The organism is Xenorhabdus bakwenae (assembly GCF_030272115.1).
GTDB lineage: Bacteria > Pseudomonadota > Gammaproteobacteria > Enterobacterales > Enterobacteriaceae > Xenorhabdus > Xenorhabdus bakwenae.
The window spans coordinates 2,337,030-2,359,175 of the sequence record NZ_CP119194.1 but is presented as its reverse complement, the minus strand read 5'-3'; the positions used below and the strand labels follow the sequence as shown (position 1 = coordinate 2,359,175).

Below are 22,146 nucleotides of genomic sequence, written 5' to 3'. Positions count from 1 at the left end.
CAGCGGGGAAATATAACACGCATCTTGAAGTCGGATTGGGGCTTTTATAATGAGGTAATTGATAACAGGACAATATCAATCATCCATCAGCAGTGATAGTGCAAATTTTACGGCACTGATCAATCTATCCGCATCTTGCTGGTTATTATAAGGCATGAATGAAGCGCGCAGACAGCCGCTGATCCCAAGGGCATCCAACAATGGCTGGGCACAGTGTTGGCCTGAACGCAGGGAGATATTTTGTTCGGCAATCAGCGTCGCTAAATCACTATGGTGTATTCCGGCGATATTGAAAGCCAGCACGCTGGAACCCACCACACGGTAACTGTTAAAGCCCGCCAGAGTACTAAGTTGTTGTTCGGTGTAATCTGTCAGCGCAATCGCGTGGGATTCAGCGAGCTGGGTATCAATCGCTTGCAACCATTCCAGGGTTGCGGCAAAGCCAACCACGCCGGCGATATTGGGTGTTCCCGCTTCAAAACGGTAAGGTACGGCTTCCGGTGTGAAACCCGCGAACGAGACTTGAGTCAGCATTTTTCCACCGCCATGCCACGGTGACATCGCATTCAGTAATTCACTTTTGCCATACAACACACCCAGTCCATTTGGGCCATACAGTTTATGGGCAGAGAAAGCATAAAAGTCGATATCCAGTTGTTGTACATTGACAGGCGCGTGAACGATCCCCTGAGCACCATCGACCAGAACACGGCAATCATATTGATGGGCGAGTGCGGTGACTTGTGCCAAATCTACGGCAGCACCGGTAACGTTAGACATCTGGCTGATGGCAACTAAGCGGCTTTTTTCATTCAATAGTTCTGCCAGGGTTCCGATTTCTGGTTGGCGTCGATTGCCAATCGGCCATTGAACGATTTTGGCGCCGGTTTGTTCCGCCAGGATCAGCCACGGTAACAGGTTAGCGTGGTGTTCCTGTTCACTGACAATGATTTCATCCCCGACGTTCAGGCGAGGGCGAAAGTAACTTTGGGCAACCAGATTGATGGACTCAGTCGTCCCTTTTGTCCAGATAATATCTTCAGGTAATGACGCATTGATCAATTCCGCCACCAGAGAACGGGCCTGCTCATAACGGGCAGTCATGGCCTGCGCAGTGGCATGTTGACTGCGGTGTACTGTTGCACTGTGGTGTTGGTAATAATCTCCGGTCGCCTCAATCATGCATGCCGGTTTTAATGCCGTAGCTGCGCTATCCAGAAATGTGGTGGATTGTTGCAGGGCAGGAAATTGCTGGCGGAATTTTTCTGAGTCAAAGGCTTTCATAAACGCTGCTGATTTAATCGTTGTGTGATAAAGAATAAGTTTTGCTTTAATCAGGGAAAGAAGGATTCTACAGCAGAAGGCAGGAAAAAAAAGCACCGCAATCGGCGGTGCATAAAAAAATCACTATGGACAGACAGGGTAAATGTACAGGAAGTGAAAAAAAAACAGTAGCATATGCTACAAAGTCTGGTTTTCCAGACAACTTGCAAACACAACATCACAACCACAAAGCCAAAAGCACCAATGTATCGCTACAAAGAGACTTTTCGTTCCGGCTATAGGAAGTGCGCACACTATAGGGATTTGCTGGTATATCATCAATGGACAAATTATAATGATTCGGATTAAAAAAACTAATAACTAAATGAAAAGAGTTACCGGTATCATCACCATTATATAAGAAACGAACATGTCTAAACGTTTACCTCCACTCAATGCGTTACGCGTTTTTGATGCTGCGGCCCGTCATTTAAGTTTTACTAAAGCGGCAGAAGAATTATTTGTGACTCAGGCTGCGGTTAGTCATCAAATGAAAAGTCTGGAAGATTTTCTGGGATTGAAGCTTTTTCGTCGTCGTAACCGTTCGTTATTATTGACGGAAGAGGGACAGAGTTACTATCTCGATATCAAGGAAATTTTTACCGCCATCAATGACGCAACCCGTAAACTCCAGGCTCGCAGTGCCAAAGGCGCGTTAACGGTCAGTTTATCTCCCAGTTTTGCGATTCAGTGGTTAGTGCCCCGGCTTTCAGGTTTTCATCAGAGTTTTCCGGGGATTGATGTCCGTATTCAGGCAGTGGATCGGGAAGAAGATAAACTGGCTGATGATGTTGATGTCGCAATTTTTTATGGTCGGGGTAACTGGCCGGGGTTGCGAACCGATCGCCTCTATCCTGAATATCTGTTACCTGTCTGCTCTCCGGCATTGCTGGCAGGTGATCGGCCATTGAAAACCTCCTCAGATCTCGCCAATCATACTTTATTGCATGATTCATCCCGACGGGATTGGCAAGCCTATATCCGCCAGCTTGATATGCAGCAGCAGATTAATGTTCAGCAGGGACCGATATTCAGCCATAGCGCGATGGTGATCCAGGCGGCCGTGCATGGTCAGGGTGTTGCCCTGGCCAATAATGTGATGGCACAAAATGAAATTGATGCAGGGCGTCTTGTTTATCCATTTAATGATGTTTTAGTCAGTAAGAATGCATTTTATTTGGTTTGCCACGATAATCAGGCAGAATTGGGCAAGATCGCGGCTTTCCGCAAATGGATACTGACGCAAGCCGCGACGGAACAAGAAAGGTTAGGGTTTATTACCCAACAGACTTAATAGTGATACCCAATAGCTGATAAACAGAAACAGGAGCTGTGTGATGAGCAGTCGAATCATGCTGATTTTGGTTGGGATCAGTGGTTTTTTCTACGTGGCACTGGGAGCGATGGGGGCACATATGTTGGCACCCATTCTGACACCACGCCAGATGGAATGGATTCATACCGGCCTGCAATATCAAGGGCTACATACACTCGCCATGATGGCTCTGGCCGCTTTGTTGATGCGTCAGCCTGTAGCGCCGTTTGGTTGGAGTGGGATTTTTTTTACGGCGGGAATTGTGCTGTTTAGTGGCAGCCTTTATTGTCTGGCCTTTTTACCGCTAAAATTTCTGGTTTATTTGACACCAATCGGTGGGTTCTGTTTTCTCATTGGGTGGTTATGTGTATTAATTGGCGCTCTGCGTCTAAGGAAATCGGCGCCTAGCCATGAATAAAGTTGCTTTATATTGCCGTCCGGGTTTTGAAAAAGAGTGTGCGGCGGAAATTACCGATAAAGCGGGTAAGAAAGAAATCTACGGTTTCGCCCGCGTGAAAGAGAACAGTGGATATGTGCTGTTTGAATGTTATCAGCCGGATGATGCGGATCGTCTGATCCGTGAAGTTCCGTTCAGTGAATTGATTTTTGCCCGTCAAATGTTGGTTGTGGGTGAATTGCTGAAAGATTTACCGTCGGAAGATCGCATTACACCGATTATTGGCATGTTATTCGGTGTTGTTGAAAGAGCGGGTGAGCTGCGAGTGGAAGTGCCGGATACCAATGAAGGCAAGGAGTTGATGAAATTTTGCCGTAAGTTTACGGTGCCGCTGCGTAATGCAATGCGGCAGGAAAAACTTTTGCTGGCAAAGGAAAACGCGGGTCGCCCTGTGATCCATGTCTTTTTCATCGCTCCCGGTTGTTGTTATGTCGGGTATTCCAACAGCAACAACAACTCCCGTTTCTATATGGGCATCCCCCGCCTGAAATTCCCTTCAGATGCCCCAAGCCGTTCAACGCTGAAACTGGAAGAGGCCTTTCATGTGTTCATTCCTTATGATGAATGGGAAGAGCGTCTGGATAGCGGCCTTCATGCTGTGGATCTCGGAGCTTGTCCGGGGGGGTGGACTTACCAGCTGGTGAAACGCTGCATGATGGTTCATGCGGTCGATAATGGCCCGATGGCGGATAGCCTGATGGAAACAGGCCAGGTGAAGCATCATCGTGTCGATGGCTTTAAGTTTGAGCCGGCAGTGAAAAACATTTACTGGCTGGTTTGTGACATGGTTGAGAAACCGGCCAAAGTTGCCCAACTTATGACGGATTGGCTGGTAAACAGTTGGTGTCGTGAGGCTATTTTTAATCTTAAATTGCCGATGAAGAAGCGTTATGAGGAAGTGGCGCATATCTTGCTGAAAATAGAACAGCAATTGCAAGAAAATGGGGTGAATGCACAGATTCAGGCGAAACACCTGTATCACGATCGTGAAGAGATCACGGTACATGTCCGTCGGATCTGGTCTGTGTATGCAACCAGTCGGGATTATTGATACCACTCTTTATTGTTAAATATGCTGCCTTATTGGCAGCACTTATTTATTCTATCTATTGTCTTATTATCCTATTTATCTGTTGTCATACCACTTAATTCAGCTATTTCGGTTACCCTTATCCCAGATACGCAATGTAAAACCCAGAGATGTGGAACTAATTTCAAGTTGAATAAAAAATAACCCACCTTTAAAAAATAGGGAAAAAGTAGGGAAAAAACAGGTAAAGAGATAATTCTTTCTTAAGATCAATTTTCAGCAGATAAAAACAACATTATTTATTACTAAATTATGTTGTTTTTTTATTATCAAAAAAATTTCATTGTGAAATTAATAATTAATTACATAAATTAAATTTGTTCAATATGTATTCTAAAAAAGTATATTAATTATTTTTACACAGACAGTAACTAACGCTATTTTGTTCTGGAGTTTTATTTCTAAGTGGGTCTTAGAAAGAATTTAAAACTCTTACCGCCGTTATTATAAAAATTTCGGATCTTTAGGGTGTTTATCTTGTTTTTACAGGAGATTTATATGGTCTCAAAGAAAAAGTATACCTATACGGAGTTATCTGATTCCAATTCCGCTCAGGAGGTTAATTCATTTCTTAAAGCCTATGTTCCCAATTACGACACCTCTATTCGGGTTGCTCATGATCCATTAGGAGACAATGCACCTGATAAACTTCTGCGGGGTCATTATAAGTGGTCCAATAAGTATGTTGATTCTACTGGCACCTTGAAATTATCGTATCATTTCATGGAATCGACACCGGCTATCATGCCGTTGTTTGAAATTTCTGGCTTCAGTGCTTTTAATGAAGAACAAAAAGAAACAGCGAAACTTTCTTTACAATCCTGGTCTGATGTTGCCAATATTAAATTTACCGAAGTCAGTAGTGTTAAAAAAGCGAATATCACTTTTGGTTTCTTTGATCATAGTGACAACGATGATTATGCATTTGCAAATTTGCCACAAGGACAAAAAAACACTTTTACATGGTATCACGCTAAAAGCCATACGTTTGTAGACAATGATATTGATGTGAATGGTTATGCCCGTCAAACTTTCACTCATGAAATTGGTCATGCATTAGGACTGGACCATCCTGCCGATTATGATGCTTCTGATAAAGTGCGTCCAGGCTATATCACTAAAGCAGAATATTTCGAAGATACTCGTGCCTATACGGTCATGAGTTATTTCAGTGAAAAATATACCGGCCAAGATTTTAAATATGAATATTCATCGGCACCTCTGTTGAATGATATTTCTGCCATTCAGGCGTTGTATGGTGCGAATATGGAAACCCGTAAGGGAGATACCATATATGGTTTCAATTCCAATACTGACCGCGACTTTATGACCGCAACGGATGCTGACAGCAAACTGGTGTTCAGTGTCTGGGATGCGGGAGGTGAAGATACCTTTGATTTCTCTGGTTTTAATCAAAATCAGCGTATCAACCTGAATGAAGGTGCTTTCTCTGATGTTGGCGGCCTGAAAGGTAACGTTTCTATCGCCCGTGGTGTTGTTATTGAGAATGCGATTGGCGGCAGCGGCGATGACATTCTGGTGGGTAACAGCGCAGATAACATTCTGAAAGGTGGTGCCGGCAACGACATCATTTATGGCGGTCTGGGCGGTGATCATCTGTGGGGCGGTGAAGGCAACGATACCTTTGTTTATCTGGATGGCAAAGAATCTCTGAAAGACAATCCAGACTGGATCCACGATTTCGTCTCTGGTGAAGACAAGATCGATCTGTCTGAGTTCAATTTCGGGGGTAATGGCGATATTAAATTTGTCGATTCCTTCTCAGGTAAAGCGGGCGAAGTGCTGTTCACTTACGATGAAGTGAATGAGGTCACCGATCTGGAAATCAGTCTTGGTGGTGATCTGGCTGGCAACGATTTTCTGGTGAAAGTTGTTGGTCAACCGTTAGCCGAAGCAGATTTCATTGTCTGATTGATGTCATCACGTTAATAGAATACTGCCGTACTTCCCCGCAGGATACGGCAGTATTATGGAGATGATGGAAAAGTGGAAAAGTGGAAAGGTGGAAAGGTGGAAAGGTGGAAAGGGTGGACTTCTTACTTTGTGGCTGTCGGTTTTTTAGATCGAAATCGCTCTTATCAATAATTTTTGCGCTCTTTTTTTGTCGGAGGATGTATGGCGAGTAGTTTAAGGCTTCCAGCCGCAGGTGAGTTGAAAGGATTATGGCAACTCTCTGATGGAAATAAGTTGTGCAGTATTGAACTGACCGATACCCGTTTACCCGCAGGCTCGTTTTGGGCGTTGAAAGGGAATACGTGTGTGACGGAGTTGATCGGGCAGCCGGTGGCAGGATGGTATCCGTCTCCAGATGGCATCACATTGACCGATAATGATGGCAATAGTCTGGCCTTTTTTAGCCATGAATCAGAACAGTGGATTGCTTACTTTGTTGATGGCAGGGAATTGGTCATGACATTTAGCGGTGCATATAAGTAACCATTTTTGAAACCCATAACTATATTGACAATCATTATCATTATCATTAGCATTTATGATGATTTAGTAAATTTCCTCGCAGACCATAAGTTATACAGGCTTAAGTTAGATTAAATTCAGCCTAAGTTTCTATAGAATTATAGAGAGCCAATCATAAAAAATTTAACAAGGAAACAATTATGTCAGGTAAAGATTATGGGTTAGTTAATAAATTTGACGTCGAAAGGATGGGACATGTAGGTCAGCATTTAGAAACAATAACAGTAAAGGTGGCACCTTCTGGTACTAATTACACTAATGCATCAAACGAAGTTAGCAAATCTCCTTTTGGACATGTGTGGATTGAATATAAAGGAGAATCTATAGGGTGGGGATTAGGTGATAGTAAGGGGATTGGAGGTACTGAGAATTTAACGTTTAGAGATTCCATTGGGTATGATCAGTCAAAGGTCAGCAGTGTAACTTTTCCATTATATACGGATCATGTAATTCATAATATTGACCATCACATATCTAACTTAAAAAGTGGAAATTTCACAGATTTTAAACCTAATTATAATCTCCTGACTAATAATTGCATTAAATTTGTAAATTCGATTTTGGCAATCACACAATACGAGAATAATACTCCTGGTTTGGATGATATAGGTGAATTAGACGGTATGACTCCAGATGGTATATTAGATAACCTTGAAGGAATTATTTCTGATTATCGTAGTATGGATTCATGGCATCAAACAGACTCACCACTTGTTATTGATCTCACTGGTGATGGTATTGCCACTATAGCAGAAAACGGTAACCTCTTTTTTGATCACGATAATAATGGAATTATTGAAAGCTCAGGATGGATAGAGTCAAACAGTGCATTTTTGGTGTGGGATAAAAATAAAGATGGAAAAATAAATAATGGAAATGAACTATTTGGAAATAACTCCATATTAAAAAATGGCACCAAAGCAGATCATGGATTCGCGGCATTAGCCGATCTGGATGATAATAATGATGGTGTTTTTGATCAAAATGATAGCCTGTGGAACTCACTAGAGTTATGGGTTGATTCTAATCACGATGCTATCACTGACAGCGGAGAGCTACATAAATTAAATGAATCAGGAATTTCCTCTATCAATCTTGCATATAAGGAAAATGGATTCAAAGACATTAACGGTAACGTCCATGAGTTGGAAAGCACCGTGAATTGGAATAATGGCAATGTAACTAAGATAGTTGATGTATATTTTGCAGTGAACAAAAGTAAAACAATTGAATCAGTTACCTCTCACATAGACATAGTAGGAGTAAATGATACTTTTAGCGAGGCTATATTATGATTGGTTTATTTTTTAAAAATAAAAAGAATTTAATTTATTCCATATTATTTTTATCTTTTATGGCGCAGAGTTCAAACATGAGCAAGCATAACATTCCATCGGCTATATTTAATTATCCAGATGATTTTTTATCAGCATTATCTATTCCAATGCCTAAAAATGAACATGAATATTTTGAGTTAGTAAATAAAGCGGACGCTGGAGATCCCGAAGCAAATTGGATGCTCGCTGCAATACAACATACTGTAGGTCATCATCAGGAGGCCAGTGAAAGATATCATTTATCTATTTCCAGAAATGATAAATTTAATCTGAAATCTATGGTTAATTTAGGGTTTATTCTTGAAAAAGAAAATAAATTCGCTGAAGCCCGCTCTCTTTTTGAACAAGCTGGAGAAAGTGGCTATTTTGAAGGTTACAACGCTATTGGGACTAATTATTTGAATGGAACAGGCGTAAAACAAGACTTTAATAAAGCGAAGGAGTATTATAAGAAAGCCAGTCAAATTGGGTGTAATGAATGCACGTATTTGATTAACAATTGGAATGATGTCGTTAAATTAAAGAAATCAGGAAAATAAATTTCGACATAAAATAAATAGCGTAATTTGATTTCATAAAAATCATCTAAAAATACGGCGGACAAAGAAGGAGATAATAGCCGCCGTATGATGAATAAACAGATGGGTTAAAAATTAATTATGGCTGTTTTTGTTGTTAATTATAACCGATGTTTTTTTAAACAGGAAAAGAAGAATGATGAATCATCTCAAGCAGGAAGGGGATGAAATCACGGATGTTATCCGTGCCCGCAGCAAGGTCTTCTGGGCTATTGGGTTATTTACGGCCTGCATCAACTTGCTGATGCTGGTTCCGACGATTTATATGCTGCAAGTCTATGATCGCGTACTGCCATCCAGTAATGAAATCACCTTGCTGATGCTAACGTTGATCACGCTGGGGATGTTCGCCATGATGGGCGGGCTGGAATATATCCGCAGCCAGGTGGTGATCCGCATCGGCAGCCAGTTTGATATGTGCCTGAACCAACGGATTTATACCGCGTCCTATGAATCCAACCTGAGAAACGGTTCCACCGATGCAGGGCAGATGCTGAATGACTTGGCGACTATCCGCCAATTCCTGACCGGCAATGCCCTGTTTGCTTTTTTTGATGCGCCTTGGTTTCCAGTCTATCTTTGCGTCATCTTCCTGTTCAGCCCGTATTTAGGCTTGTTGGCATTGGTTGGTGCGATCATTTTGATCACGCTGGCGGTATTGAACCAGTGGTTATCCCAAGCGCCTTTGGCGGAAGCCAGCCATCTTTCTTTACGCTCAGCCAATTTAGCCAGCACCAACTTACGCAATGCCGAAGTGATTGAAGCGCTCGGCATGTTGCCGGCATTGCGTCACCGTTGGTTCGGTTTGCATCAGCGTTTTCTCAATTTTCAGCGTATTGCCAGTGAACGTTCGGCCGCTATCACGGCGTTGACCAAAACGATACGTATGGCTTTGCAGTCGTTGATCCTTGGCTTAGGAGGCTGGTTAGCGATTGAAGGAAGTATTACACCAGGGATGATGATTGCCGGTTCCATTTTGATGGGACGGGCGTTATCGCCGATTGAACAGTTGATACAGGCATGGAAGAGCTGGAGCGCTGCCCGCTTATCCTGGCAACGGCTGGACAAGCTACTGAAAGCCCAACCGGAACGCAAAAGTGGCATGTCATTGCCCGCGCCTAACGGTGTGTTGTTGCTGGAAAAAGTATCCGCAATGCCACCGGGTAAAACACGGGCATTGCAATTTTCGCAAAACGGATCAGCGCCGAATAACCAATATGTTTTGCAGGATATCCACTTTGCTCTGGATGCCGGTGATGTGCTGGGTGTGATTGGTCCCAGTGCGTCGGGGAAATCGACATTGGCTCGTCTGCTGGTCGGGATATGGCCTGCGCAAGAAGGCGTGGTACGGCTTGATGATGCGGATATCTACCAATGGAATAAAGATGAGTTAGGGGCATTTATTGGTTATCTGCCGCAGGATATTGAACTGTTTGGCGGCACAATCGCGGAGAATATCGCCCGTTTTAATGATGTTGAACCGGAAAAAGTGATCGAGGCGGCGAAAAAAGCCGGTGTCCACGAATTGGTGCTCAATCTTGAGCGCGGTTATGACACGGTAATCGGCGCGGGGGGGATGGGGTTATCCGGTGGGCAGAAACAACGCATCGGTTTGGCTCGCGCTCTGTATGGTAATCCATCGCTCATCGTGTTGGATGAACCTAACTCGAATCTGGATGATGTGGGTGAAAAAGCGCTAAGCCATGCGATCGCACAATTGCGGGAACAGGGGAAAACCGTGGTTGTTATTACGCACCGGCCTTCATTGCTTTCGCAAACAAGCAAAATTTTGCTGTTGGTGCAGGGGAAAATGAAAATGTTTGGCCCTTCCCGACAAGTGATGGCGGCGCTATCCCAAACTCAGTCTTCGTCTCCGTAACAACCACAGTCACAGTTAAAAACGGTTGAACGTGCTTCGTAACATGATTCAGCCATATTTTAATACTTGGGATATTCTCTCTGGGAGTAAAGATGTCCTATCAGACTAACGCAAAGGATGCCCAAAACGCGGTGTCGGAATTATTACCGCTGGATGCAAATCGTTACCTGCGAATGGGTTGGTTGGTGATTGGGATCGGCATTGTCGGGTTTTTCATCTGGGCGGCCTTTGCGCCCCTCGATAAGGGGGTGGCTTCTTCTGGTACTGTCGTGGTTGATGGTAACCGTAAAACGATACAATCCCCGCTTAATGGCGTTATCAGTCAAATTCAGGTGAACGAGGGGGAACAAGTCAAGGCGGGGCAGGTTTTGGTTCAGCTCAACCAGGTGCAGGTTAATGCACAAATTGATTCCCTGAAACAGCAGCTTTACACCACATTGGCAACAGAAGCCCGACTTTTGGCCGAGCAGCAAGGGCAGGATGCTATGGTTTTCCCGTCTGCGTTACTGGATCTGCAATCGGAGCCACGCATTAACGAGACGCTGGCCCTGCAAAGACAGCTCTTTTTATCACGTCGTGAGATGCTGCGTAGTGATCTGGCGGGAATGCAGCAGGCCGAAGAGGGACTGAATTTCCAAATCAGGGGATTGCGGGAAGCGCGGGTAAGTAAACAGCAGCAGCAAGTTTCGCTTAAAGAACAGGTGACAAATTTGCAGCCCCTGACGGAAGAGGGCTATTTCCCCCGTAACCGCTATCTGGAATTACAGCGTAGCCAAAGTGAATTAAGTGGCAGTATCGCGGAAATGACCGGAAAAATGGGTCAGCTTGAAAAGCAGCGGCAGGAAACGCAGCAGCGGGTTATCCAGCGTCAGGCGGATTACCAGCGTGAGGTACGCAGCCAGTTATCTGATGTACAGGTTCTGGCGAATGAGCTGAGAAATAAGCTGGAAACGGCACAATTTGATTTGTCACAGACTTCTATCATGGCCCCGGTGGATGGCTCAGTGGTTGGATTAACCGTGTTCACTCAGGGGGGGTGGTGGCTGCCGGTGAGAAGCTGATGGAGATCCTGCCGACCCAGAGTGCGCTGGAAATCGAGGCGCGTCTGCTGGTGAACCTGATTGATAAGGTTGCCGTGGGGCAAGAGGTTGACTTAATGTTTACCGCGTTCAACCAGAACCGGACCCCGAAAGTCACGGGCAAGGTGATGGTGATTTCCGCTGACCGTCTGGTGGATGAACGGACAAGAGAGCCTTATTACCAGATGCGATTGAAAGTCAGTCCTGATGGCATGGAGAAACTGGCCGGATTGAATATCAGACCGGGGATGCCGGTTGACGTATTTGTCAAAACCGGTTCGCGTTCGTTGTTGAGTTATCTGTTCAAGCCATTAATGGACAGGGCGTCTACCTCACTAATCGAGGAGTAATGGGGATGTTGATGTATCACAGTTTTGCCAATAGACGGGCTTTTTTATCTCGCCTATTTTTCAGCAAATTATTGCCAGCGTCAGTATTGCTGATGTCGATATTGATATTTCCCCGTTTTGCCAGTGCGCTTTCCTTAACGGAGGCTTATGCGCTGGCATTGCAGCACGATCCGACATTTCAGGCTGCTATCAAAGAGCAGGAAGCGGGACAGGAAGAGAAAAATCTTGGGCTGGCGGAACTGTTGCCCAAGCTATCTTTCAGTTACCAGAATGCCCCCAAAAATGGGCAAAAGATGGACTCGCAATCGTTAGACCTGCGGGGAAGAAGCGTCAGGGAGAGCCGTGACCGACAGTATGACAGCTATAGCGGTGCGATTATTTTGACCCAGCCGGTGATCGATTTTGAGGCCTGGGCGCGTTATCGAACCCGTCAGGCTTATACCCTGATGAGTGATAGCCGTTTTCGGGCGGATAACCAGCAATTGGCGGTCAGGGTGGTGAACAGCTATGTGGCGGTCGCTTATGCGCAGGATCGGCTGGCACAGGTTGCTCAACAGCGGGCGGCCTATGAAGAGCAACTGGAACGTAACCAGAAATTGTTTTTTTCCGGTGAAGGTACTCGTACCGATGTGGCGGAAACTCAGGCGCGTTACAGTCAGGTACTGGCTGATGAGTTAGTGGTGCAAGATGAGCTGGATGCCGCTATTCGTGGCTTGCAGTTATTAGTTGGCAACCCGTTGCCAGTAGATGTGCCGGTTAAGCGTTTATCCGACTCCCCGCCGTTCAAAACCATCAAACTGGATTTAGCACACTACACCGATTGGGAACAACTGGCATTACGTCAGAACCCACAACTGGCGGCCGCCCGCCAGAAAGTGGATGTTGCGTACCATGATATTGAGCGTAACCGGGCGGGATATCTGCCGAAACTGGAGCTATATGCTTCCCATAGCGAAAATAAATCCAGTAGTGACAACAGCATTGACCAACAATACCGGACGGATTCCATTGGCTTACGACTCTCCATAAATCTCTATAATGGCGGAGGCACTGCGGCAGCGGTGCGCCAATCAGCCGCAAATTATGGCAAGACTAAATTCGAAATGGATGCACAGACGGGGGAAATCCTGAACGCACTGAGGCGCAATTATAACGCTTGCGTGAACGGTGAAAAGCGGATACGCGCCTATGAAACGGCGGTGGAAGCGGCCGCATTGCAAGTGAAAGCGACGCAAAAAAGTGTGGCGTTGGGGCAGAGAGTGAATGTCGATATATTGAATGCCGAGCAACAGCTTTATACCGCCCGTCGTGAACTCTCTCAGGCAAAATATGACTATATGAAAGCGTGGATTGGGTTATTAGATGAATCAGGCCAGTTACAGGGTGAACATATTAGGTTAATTGCTGATTATTTTGGTTGAGATGATTAAAGTGTGATATCCCGTCTTCTTTATCCTTAAGATTCGCATAATAGAAACGGGTATCACGCATTATTCACTGACAGAGAACAGTTTATTTATTAATAAGCCGCAGTTGCTGTAAATTACCCTGTAAGGTCAAATCAGTTCTTAGTGAAGCAATTTCACGGCTGATATAAGCCATTTCTTTGTGAGATGCCAATTTTTTGCGCCATTTATCCGGCTGGGCGTCCAGGTTTTGGAATAAATTATCCAGCGAACCCGCTTGTTGCAGCAGGAGGGCGGCCGTTTTGGGACCAATTCCCTGAATGCCTGGGATCTTACTGCTACTGATACCGGCAAGCCCCCAATAATCGGGAAGCTGGTCTGGTTCAACCCTAAACTCTTGCTGGACAAAAGGCAGATCCAGCCAGCGCTTTTGGAAGTAATCACGAATCTGGATATTGGGGGAAAGGAGCTGGCAATAGCCCTTATCTGTTGAAACGATGGTGACATGATGCCCGCTATTGGCGACTTTTGTTGCCAGTGTGGCCGCTAAATCATCCGCTTCATGCCCTTCTGCGTGCCAGCAAGCCACCCCCTGCGCGTTGAATGCCTGCTTAATTAAGGGCATTTCTTGCTGCAAGTTGTCCGGCATGGCAGAGCGGCCCGCTTTGTAATCCGGGAACAGTTGATGGCGCCAGCTATGGCTGCGATCAGCTTCATCAAATACCGCAACCGCGTGAGTCGGTGATGCATGGGTGATTAACTGCTTTAACGCATGTTGACAGGCCGGAATGCAAGGGCTGCCCTGTACTGCATGGATGCGCCGAATCAGGTTTAAGGCGTCTACAATCAGAAGATGTATCATGGTCGTTATAGTCCATCCGTGGATTTATTCCCTGGCACCAGCCTCATTGAATATTGATGAGAAAAGGTATCCGCGATTTATGTGATTATCTCATAACAGGGTTCATAAGCCGTACCTCCGGGGAGTTTCATGCGATCCTGCTCGACAAAATCTTTCAACAGGTCATCCATGCGATGCATAATATCTGCATCACCGTGGATCTTGAATGCCCCGTGTTTTTCTATGGCGTAAATACCCGCTTCTTTGACATTGCCTGCCACAATACCAGAAAATGCGCGCCGGAGCGCGGAGGCAAGTTTCTCTGCCGATTGGTTTGGGTATAAATTCAAATCAGCCATGTTTTCATGGGTTGGCATGAAAGGAGATTGTAGATCAGAGCCGATTTTCAGTGACCAGTTGAAACTATAGGCATCTCCGGTCGCGCGGCGCTTTTCTTTGACCTTCGGCATGGCTTTTTTCATGATACGGGCGACTTCTGAAGGGGCATCCACAATAATGTGATAGTGCCGGCGTGCCTGTTCCCCCAGAGTATTAACAATAAACTCATCCAACACCCGGAAGTAATTGGCGCTCTCTTTGGGACCAGTCAAGACCAGCGGCAGAACTTGATCTTTATTTTCAGGATGCATCAGGATAGACAACAAATACAGCAATTCTTCTGCCGTTCCCACTCCGCCGGGGAAGATAATGATGCCATGAGCAATACGGACAAAGGCTTCCAGACGTTTTTCAATATCCGGCATGATGATTAGCTCATTCACCAGTGGATTAGGTGGCTCTGCTGCAATTATTGACGGTTCTGTGATGCCGATAAAACGACTTTTTTTGTAATTCTGCTGGGCATGTCCCACTGCGGCGCCTTTCATCGGTGCTTCCATTGCACCGGGACCGCATCCCGTACAGATATTCAGTTCACGTAGTCCCAGCTCATTGCCTACCTTGCGCCCATACAAGTACTCTTTCTCATTGATGGAATGGCCGCCCCAACAAACAATCATATTAGGATCTTCTGAGATATGCAGTGCGTTGGCGTTGCGCAGGATGGAGAAAATAGTATTGGTAATATGCATACCATTTCCCATATCCAAATGATTTGCCTTCTGTGCATCGGTAATTTGTGCGTGGACAAATAAAATATCGCGCAGTACTGCAAAAAGATTGGCTTGCAGGGAACGGATGATTTTACCATCGACGAAAGCGTCTTCGGGGGGATTAATCAGTTTCAGCTTTACCCCTCGCTCTCGGCGCAGGACGTTGATATCAAAATGTTGATATTTTGATAGTAACTCCTTACTGTTATCTGTTTGACTGCCTGAATTAAGAACCGCCAGTGAACAGTTACGGAAAAGGCGGTATAAATCACTGCTTGCGGTACGCTTGAGCATATCTACTTCAAGCTGAGAGAGTAAATTCATTGATCCTAATGGATTGACATGCGTAATCAAAATGACTCCTTTTACCCCTTATGGGGATCCCTCAATAATGACTTATGTCCCTGTTGGGTATAACTGACTTCATCCGGCAGTCCGGTTAGGGTACAGACGATGATTACTGGCGAGCTAACCTTCCGGTTGCTGGAGTAAACGCTTCGTTACTGCGCCACGGGTTGATATCCAACCCTCCCCGACGGGTATAACGTGCATAAACCGTCAGCTTTTCAGGTGCACATAACGTCATTACGTCATTGAAAATACGCTCAACACATTGTTCATGAAATTCATTGTGGTGGCGGAAAGAAACCAGGTAGCGCAATAGTTTTTCCTGATCGATTTTAGGGCCTTGATAGCGGATCATTACCGATCCCCAATCGGGTTGGTGGGTGATCAGGCAATTTGATTTTAGCAAGTGGCTAACCAAAGTCTCCTCAACGACAGGACCTGTGGCTGCCTGGTTAAGATAATTGCGACTGAACTGATAATCATCAATGTCAATGTCCTGATTATCGATGCATTTTCCCTCAAATTCGGCAATTGGCTGTTGGCTGAAAGTGTGGAGGGGATGCAAAACAACTTCAATATTGCCATTGGCGCAAGCAGATAAATCCTGTTGCAACGTTTTTTGTACGGTTTCCCAATCCGCAAAGCGGGTTTGGTTAAAACTGTTGAGATAAAGTTTAAAGCTTTTTGATTCGATAAGGTTTTCACTGGCTGCATCCAGGCTGACGTGACCGATGGCAACTTGAGGAACGCCGCGTGCGTTGAGCCAGGAGAGTTCGTACATTGTCCAGATATCTGCACCATGAAAAGGAAGATTATCAGGAAACAGCTCAAGCGGTTCACGGTTCATACTGCGTGGAACTGCTTGCAATAAAGTAGGATCATAGTTATCACGGTAGGGCGTTGGTTTACCCAATGTGAGTTGGGAAAGCGCATGATTATCTTGGTATAAAGACATTAGGATTCCTTAAGGCTAAAAAATCTTATCATTGAGCTAGTCTTTACGACAAAAAGCGTCTTAATGACTAAAGTCATCTGTAGTGTATCAAGGAATCCTGATGGTTCGTATTTTTATTACACAGGATCCCCTTAGTTTACTGAACCAATATTATTGTCGCTTTTATTGGCGTAATGGGTGAAGTCAGCATCCGTGTTATTGAACTTAAATAGCAGGTATATTTCTATATCTGCTATTTATTAGGGTCTTACTAATCAGAAAGCGGTTAACCAGAAAACAAGGTATCCAATAATGGTGATCTAAATACGTGATGTGGATCGTGCTTCTGTAATGCTGCCACTGTTGAAGTCCAGTTGTTATCAGCAGGCAAACCCTCAGTCAATGACGCTGGGATTGTTTTGGTTAATATTTCTTTATTCTCCCATGCAGTGTGAGAGCCATAAGCCCAACCTTTACTCCATTCAACACGAGCAGAGGCATAAGAACCATCAAATTCGTTGAATAGCCATTGTTCAAATTGGTGACAAAATTCAATGGCATAGGGGGTTTCTGGAAAGGTTAAGACATCAAGCCAAACGGCCACATCCCATTCTAGATGATCCAACCGGGGACGAATAGCGGATAAGCTGGGAACCGTTGCTCCTGTATGCATCACTTCAGCCGGATCATCTAACCCAGTGACTCTAACTTCAAGCGGGCCATTGATGGGATATTTCCCCTGGTTTGCATAGTGCTGTATTAATCCCTGCCACTGAGCATAAAACTTATTCAGCACAAGCTGGATATTTGTACGTTGTGTTAATACCGCATAACCATTTGCGGTGACACGTAATGTGGTTGGTTTGACATATAACAGCAGGTTCTTACTCCAACCCCAGATATCTTTTCCATAGTTTTGCAAGGCTGCATGTGTCAGTTGATATTGCATTTCACCAACAAGCGGCGTAATCAGCGGAAAGTTGGCCAGAATATTATCCGCAATATCCGATAAGGTTGATGAAATATTATCGGAAAATGGGTAGTTATAGGGCGCATTAACTTCAACGCTGGAAGCGGGTTTGGTTGGTGCCACACTCCAGACTTTTAGCCACGGTGTCTTGGTAAAAGGAAATAAAATGATTTCGGCACGACCACTTTTATCCAGAAAATAACTCAAGGTCTGTTTTTCTTTTGCGTTTTCTGGCGGGGCAAATAACTCATCCGCTGGAATATCGGTGAAACTTTGGCAGCGAAGGCGTTGATTTTGACCTGCCTGAAATTGCACTTCTAAAATCAGAGCGCCTCCGACATGCGTTAATAACGGTGCACAATCAGGTTCATTTCGCTCAAAACGTTTAATGGTATATTGCTGGTTTTCTTTATCCCATACAACAGCAGACAGGGATAATATCGTATTACTGAGGGAGCCAAATGTGTGTCCAGGAAGTGGCGTTTCATCAACGGCTTTAATGGCAGTTCCATGCCCGTTTATTGCAAGAACAGCGCCGAGTGTTAAATCACCGGGAGCAGGTGTGGCAGTAAAACCCAAGCCTTGTTCTTCCATTTGGGCCATTAATGTTTCCATTAATACGCCGGGTTGTGCAGTCACTATAGAAAATTTCGCACGATGCTCGATATTAACATGGGTGAAATGCGAGGAAAGATCCATCAATATAATATGATTTTTGAAACTTTGCCCTGATTCCAATATGAGTGGTGACCAATTATGGGATTGTCCGATGGGTCTTAATTTATAATTCTCTTTCCATGCCCAATTGACAACGGAAATCACCTCATCAATAGTTCTAGGTATACAATATGGTATATTATCGGCGCGAATTTCTCCTGACCAGTTTTTAAAATTAATCATTTTCCAGATTACGTCTTGGGGAAAGTTGGGTAAGTTATATTCTATTTTTGTAATTATCTCATTTTGTAAATAAATATCTTCTTGTTTCAGTTGGTCAGGTGATGGCATGTTTTATTTCCTTCGTTTTTAATTTGTAGGGTGACTTTTTTAATATAAGTTCAACAATATACTCGATAAACTTCAAGTTGCAATTCTCAAGACGACGCGAGGCCTTATATTTCCCCGCTGCGCGGAGAAATATAACCCGCATCTTGACGTTGGATTGGTATATATCTATTTGCTAAGAGCTATTTGTTAATAACTATTTTATGGAAATAAAATATATATTCGATAAACTTCAAGTTGCAATCCGCAAGACGACGTGAGGCCTTATATTTCTCTGCTACGCAGGGAAATATAACATGCATCTTGAAGTTGGATTGGTATATAGGATATAAAATAGAATGCCATGATAAATTTTATAATTTATTGAAATAGAGGGTAACATCACCCTTATAAGCCTGAAAATGTGGATGATATAATCATATGACCTTTAATGTGACAGAGGCACTCTCTGACTTTACCCGCCGTTATGTTGAATTATGGCAAGAGAAAACAGGGTTTCCGCCAGCCAGCCGTGAGTTGTATGGCATATCTTCACCCTGTATCGAGCGCACGGGAGAGGGGGTGGTGCATTGGCTTCCACGGTCGTTTTCTGCGCAGGAAAAACTCAGCAAGGTAGAAACTGCACTGGAGATCCGTTTGCAGGACTCCATCCATGATTATTATGTGATGCAGGTTGCGGGTGATATGACGGCCAGTTTTGCCGGCCAAAATTTCAGCCTGATTCAGGCATGGAGTGAAGATGATTTTATTCGCTTGCAGGAAAACCTGATTGGTCATCTTGTTACACAGAAGCGGTTAAAGCTCTCGCCTACTGTTTTTATTGGGACGACCGATTCCGATATGGGCTTGATCTCTGTGTGTAATTTGACAGGGCAAGTGATTTTTGAACAGTTTGGTCGCCAGGATCGGAAAATGTTATCCGCAGATTTGGCAAGTTTCCTTTCGGTTATCAATCCTGTTATGTGCAGTTAATTGCAGATATTGGTTAGCTTTTTTGTAAGAGATATCTCACATTTCACGTGAGATATCTCTTCTAATCATGGCGTGAATATTATTTGGTGAAATTATTTTTATGCTATATCAATAATATGCGTAATATTACCTCAATGTGCATTTTTTATATCTCTTACGATGCTGATCCAGTTGCTTGTTTCAAGACGCTGGATCGTAGATCCTTTCACTGTTCCGCAAGGAACCACTGCAAAACAATAACCAGGGAATAAACCCATCGGGAAGATGGTACAAGGATGATTAGGTATAGGCAGGAATGCTAAAAACTATCAGTATAATAAAGGATAACTGACAAGGATGTATTTTGTCAGGGAAATGAGCAGGAAGCACCCCATGTAGCAGGATTGCTATGACAGCCACTCAAGAGGAGAGAGAACCTCTCTCCTCTTACTCACTTGTATTGCCATAACTGTTTGCTTTAACTGTTTGCTTTAACTGTTTGCTTTAACTATTGCCGCTATTTTCCTACCGTAACTTTTCCGCTGAAATCATATCAATGATACTCTTACGTCCCAATGACACGGTGGCAGTTTCTGTCATCTGAACAACAGACAAGCATCAGACGAAACATCATGAGTATCGAGAAACAAATTCTACATAAATTACAGCTCATTGAAGCTACCATGAAAATGGTGGGGGTATGGCAAAATTATCCCCCTAAACCAGAAGCCTTTGACAGCACCGAACCTTTTTCCATTGATACCATGTCAGCAGAAGAGTGGCTTCAGTGGGTGTTAATCCCAAGGATGCGCACCCTGATAGAGCAGGATGCCAGCCTGCCGACGGCATTTTCCATTGCCCCCTATTTTGAAGAGGCTTTTAAAGAAGACGCGGCGCGTTTTTTACCTTTGCTTGAACATTTACGGGCATTAGATAACCTGTTTATGCAGGATGTCTGACATGCTGGAGATCATTTATCAGGATGAACATATTGTTGCGGTCAATAAACCCGCCGGATGGTTGGTTCACCGCAGCTGGCTGGCACGCCATGAAACGGTTTTTGTGATGCAGACATTGCGTGATCAAATTGGGCAGCATGTTTTTCCTGTCCATCGTCTGGACAAACCCACATCGGGCGTTTTGCTGATGGCGCTTTCCAGTGACGTCGCCAGAGCACTTTCGCAACAATTTGAATTCCACGAGATACAAAAAACGTATCACGCCGTTGTGCGGGGTTATGTTGAAGGTGATGATATTATCGACTATGCCCTAATGGAACAGTTGGATAAAATTGCGGATAAATTTGCTGATACAGATCGAGCAGCGCAACCCGCCGTGACTTCTTACCGTTCATTGGCAAACGCAGAGTGTCCGGTTGAGATAGGGCGTTATCCAACATCTCGTTTCAGCCTGTTGGAGCTGATGCCAAAGACCGGTCGTAAACATCAATTGCGGCGGCATATGGCACATATTCGACATCCGATCATTGGGGATACCACGCACGGCGATTTGCGACAAAATCGAGGCGTTGTTAAATATTATCAGACTGGCAGGTTAATGTTGCATGCCAGCCATCTTCAACTCAAGCATCCGGTGACAGGAGAAAACCTTCTTCTGACTGCACGCTGGGATCAATCATGGCAGCATTTGCTTGAACAATTTGGCTGGCAGGGTATTGTGTCTGATCTGGAATGTCTCCCTATTCATGAATGAACGCAGTATCAAACCGATTAAAGAGATCAATATTTATGGCAAAGATTGGTGTTTTCGTTGGTACAGTTTATGGCAATGCATTAGCGGTTGCGGAAGAAGCGCAGCAGATCCTTGAGCCGCTGGGGCACGAGGTTGCAGTTTTTGAAGATGCAACCTTAGAACAATGGCAAGAGTATTTGCAACACGTTGTTTTAGTGGTCACTTCGACAACAGGACAAGGCGATCTGCCTGACAATATCCAGCCGCTCTATACAGAATTAAATGATAAGTTGGGCTATCAGCCCGATCTGAGCTATGGCGTGATTGCGTTAGGTGACAGCAGTTACGACACTTTCTGTGGGGGGGGCCGTACTTTTGATGAACTGTTACAGGAACAGGGAGCCAAACGAATCGGTGAGATGTTGCTGATTGATGCGATTGAAGTCGTTGAACCTGAGGTCTTTGCCCAAGACTGGATTAAGACGTGGGGGGCTTTGTTGTAAGAACGTGATCGATGATACCGCTTATGCCTTTATTGGGTTTGAGCATTGGGAAGGATAAGCGGTGTATAACAAACGGACATCATTTACATTTACTTGCGGGCCAATTTTTCCAAATCGGCTTCAATTTCTGCAATTTTGTTTGCAACGACGTGTTCTAAATGGCGTAAGTCGTCGAGAATTTTGCGTTGTAAATCCACTTCTATTTGATCACGTTTACAAATCTGATCTAACTCTTCAATAACATAACGCAGGTTGGTGTTGATCTCTTTGACTTCTTTATAACCCTGGCTAGAGTGGGCGTCAGAGATGGTCTTTAACTGGCGTGGATACTTAAATTTAACGCTTTTGGCGAAGAATTCGCCTTTGTCCTTGCGGAAATAAATCTTCAGGATGTCGTTATTCGCTTCCTGACGGAGGCTATAGCGATCAATATCTTCAGGATGTGTGATCCCCAAACTTTTCAAGTTATCGTACATAGTG

The 22,146-nt window shown here is 44.4% G+C and carries 19 protein-coding genes and 1 pseudogene; 14 read left to right on the top strand and 6 right to left on the bottom strand.

Features of this window, described 5'->3' with window-relative positions:
* Positions 1-75: 75 nt before the first annotated feature.
* Positions 76-1,284: a cysteine desulfurase CsdA gene (csdA, locus tag PXH59_RS11910; RefSeq protein WP_285808505.1), complete on the bottom strand. Its 1,209-nt coding sequence runs from the start codon at positions 1,282-1,284 to the stop codon at positions 76-78.
* 409 nt (positions 1,285-1,693) lie between these two features.
* On the opposite strand from csdA, the gene PXH59_RS11905 reads away from it, so the two are divergent.
* The 10 genes and pseudogenes from PXH59_RS11905 (at position 1,694) to PXH59_RS11860 (ending at position 13,325) form a co-directional block, all read left to right on the top strand.
* Entirely contained in the window at positions 1,694-2,617 is a 924-nt protein-coding gene (locus tag PXH59_RS11905; protein ID WP_047771267.1) for a transcriptional regulator GcvA, read from the top strand.
* A gap of 43 nt (positions 2,618-2,660) precedes the next feature.
* Positions 2,661-3,056: a DUF423 domain-containing protein gene (locus tag PXH59_RS11900; RefSeq protein WP_047771266.1), complete on the top strand. Its 396-nt coding sequence runs from the start codon at positions 2,661-2,663 to the stop codon at positions 3,054-3,056.
* Positions 3,049-4,146 (top strand): 23S rRNA (cytidine(2498)-2'-O)-methyltransferase RlmM, encoded by a 1,098-nt coding sequence (gene rlmM / locus PXH59_RS11895; protein ID WP_285808500.1) that lies wholly within the window; start codon positions 3,049-3,051, stop codon positions 4,144-4,146. The genes PXH59_RS11900 and rlmM overlap by 8 nt, the downstream gene beginning before the upstream one ends.
* A 537-nt stretch (positions 4,147-4,683) precedes the next feature.
* Entirely contained in the window at positions 4,684-6,117 is a 1,434-nt protein-coding gene (locus tag PXH59_RS11890; RefSeq protein WP_285808498.1) for a serralysin family metalloprotease, read from the top strand.
* 204 nt (positions 6,118-6,321) lie between these two features.
* A complete protein-coding gene (locus PXH59_RS11885) occupies positions 6,322-6,642 on the top strand; it encodes an AprI/Inh family metalloprotease inhibitor (RefSeq protein ID WP_285808497.1) in 321 nt (106 codons plus the stop codon).
* Positions 6,643-6,821: 179 nt separating this feature from the next.
* Complete coding sequence (locus PXH59_RS11880) at positions 6,822-7,976, top strand: SPM autocatalytic domain-containing protein (protein WP_285808495.1); 1,155 nt, start codon at positions 6,822-6,824, stop codon at positions 7,974-7,976.
* Positions 7,973-8,557, top strand: coding sequence for a tetratricopeptide repeat protein (locus tag PXH59_RS11875; protein ID WP_285808493.1), 585 nt, complete (start codon positions 7,973-7,975; stop codon positions 8,555-8,557). Before PXH59_RS11880 ends, PXH59_RS11875 begins: the two co-directional genes overlap by 4 nt.
* Before the next feature lie 175 nt (positions 8,558-8,732).
* Positions 8,733-10,475 carry a type I secretion system permease/ATPase gene (locus PXH59_RS11870; RefSeq protein ID WP_285808491.1) on the top strand — a complete coding sequence of 581 codons (1,743 nt, stop codon included), beginning with the start codon at positions 8,733-8,735 and terminating at the stop codon, positions 10,473-10,475.
* Positions 10,476-10,567: 92 nt separating this feature from the next.
* Positions 10,568-11,904, top strand: a pseudogene (locus PXH59_RS11865) (HlyD family type I secretion periplasmic adaptor subunit).
* Positions 11,905-11,996: 92 nt separating this feature from the next.
* Positions 11,997-13,325 (top strand): TolC family outer membrane protein, encoded by a 1,329-nt coding sequence (locus PXH59_RS11860; RefSeq protein WP_285811757.1) that lies wholly within the window; start codon positions 11,997-11,999, stop codon positions 13,323-13,325.
* Positions 13,326-13,416: 91 nt separating this feature from the next.
* On the opposite strand, the gene xni is transcribed toward PXH59_RS11860, so the two are convergent.
* The 4 genes from xni to PXH59_RS11840 all read right to left on the bottom strand — a co-directional run bounded on the left by xni (position 13,417) and on the right by PXH59_RS11840 (position 18,523).
* On the bottom strand, positions 13,417-14,172 hold the full coding sequence (gene xni / locus PXH59_RS11855) for a flap endonuclease Xni (RefSeq protein ID WP_285808489.1): 756 nt from the start codon (positions 14,170-14,172) through the stop codon (positions 13,417-13,419).
* Between the two features lie 77 nt (positions 14,173-14,249).
* Positions 14,250-15,617 carry a nucleotide 5'-monophosphate nucleosidase PpnN gene (ppnN, locus tag PXH59_RS11850; RefSeq protein WP_285808488.1) on the bottom strand — a complete coding sequence of 456 codons (1,368 nt, stop codon included), beginning with the start codon at positions 15,615-15,617 and terminating at the stop codon, positions 14,250-14,252.
* A 103-nt stretch (positions 15,618-15,720) separates the two neighbouring features.
* Positions 15,721-16,566 carry an NADPH-dependent 7-cyano-7-deazaguanine reductase QueF gene (queF, locus tag PXH59_RS11845; protein ID WP_047771255.1) on the bottom strand — a complete coding sequence of 282 codons (846 nt, stop codon included), beginning with the start codon at positions 16,564-16,566 and terminating at the stop codon, positions 15,721-15,723.
* 265 nt (positions 16,567-16,831) lie between these two features.
* On the bottom strand, positions 16,832-18,523 hold the full coding sequence (locus PXH59_RS11840; RefSeq protein WP_285808486.1) for a cholesterol oxidase substrate-binding domain-containing protein: 1,692 nt from the start codon (positions 18,521-18,523) through the stop codon (positions 16,832-16,834).
* A 417-nt stretch (positions 18,524-18,940) separates the two neighbouring features.
* Here PXH59_RS11840 and syd point away from each other — a divergent pair, with 417 nt between their 5' ends.
* The 4 genes from syd to PXH59_RS11820 all read left to right on the top strand — a co-directional run bounded on the left by syd (position 18,941) and on the right by PXH59_RS11820 (position 21,666).
* Positions 18,941-19,492 (top strand): SecY-interacting protein, encoded by a 552-nt coding sequence (gene syd, locus PXH59_RS11835; RefSeq protein ID WP_285808485.1) that lies wholly within the window; start codon positions 18,941-18,943, stop codon positions 19,490-19,492.
* Positions 19,493-20,103: 611 nt separating this feature from the next.
* Complete coding sequence (locus PXH59_RS11830) at positions 20,104-20,430, top strand: YqcC family protein (RefSeq protein ID WP_285808484.1); 327 nt, start codon at positions 20,104-20,106, stop codon at positions 20,428-20,430.
* Between the two features lies 1 nt (position 20,431).
* Positions 20,432-21,184 carry a tRNA pseudouridine(65) synthase TruC gene (gene truC / locus PXH59_RS11825; protein ID WP_047769040.1) on the top strand — a complete coding sequence of 251 codons (753 nt, stop codon included), beginning with the start codon at positions 20,432-20,434 and terminating at the stop codon, positions 21,182-21,184.
* 35 nt (positions 21,185-21,219) lie between these two features.
* On the top strand, positions 21,220-21,666 hold the full coding sequence (locus PXH59_RS11820) for a flavodoxin (RefSeq protein WP_285808483.1): 447 nt from the start codon (positions 21,220-21,222) through the stop codon (positions 21,664-21,666).
* Between the two features lie 89 nt (positions 21,667-21,755).
* Here PXH59_RS11820 and PXH59_RS11815 read toward each other — a convergent pair whose 3' ends face one another.
* On the bottom strand, positions 21,756-22,142 hold the full coding sequence (locus tag PXH59_RS11815) for a DUF3461 family protein (RefSeq protein WP_047769036.1): 387 nt from the start codon (positions 22,140-22,142) through the stop codon (positions 21,756-21,758).
* Positions 22,143-22,146 lie beyond the last annotated feature (4 nt).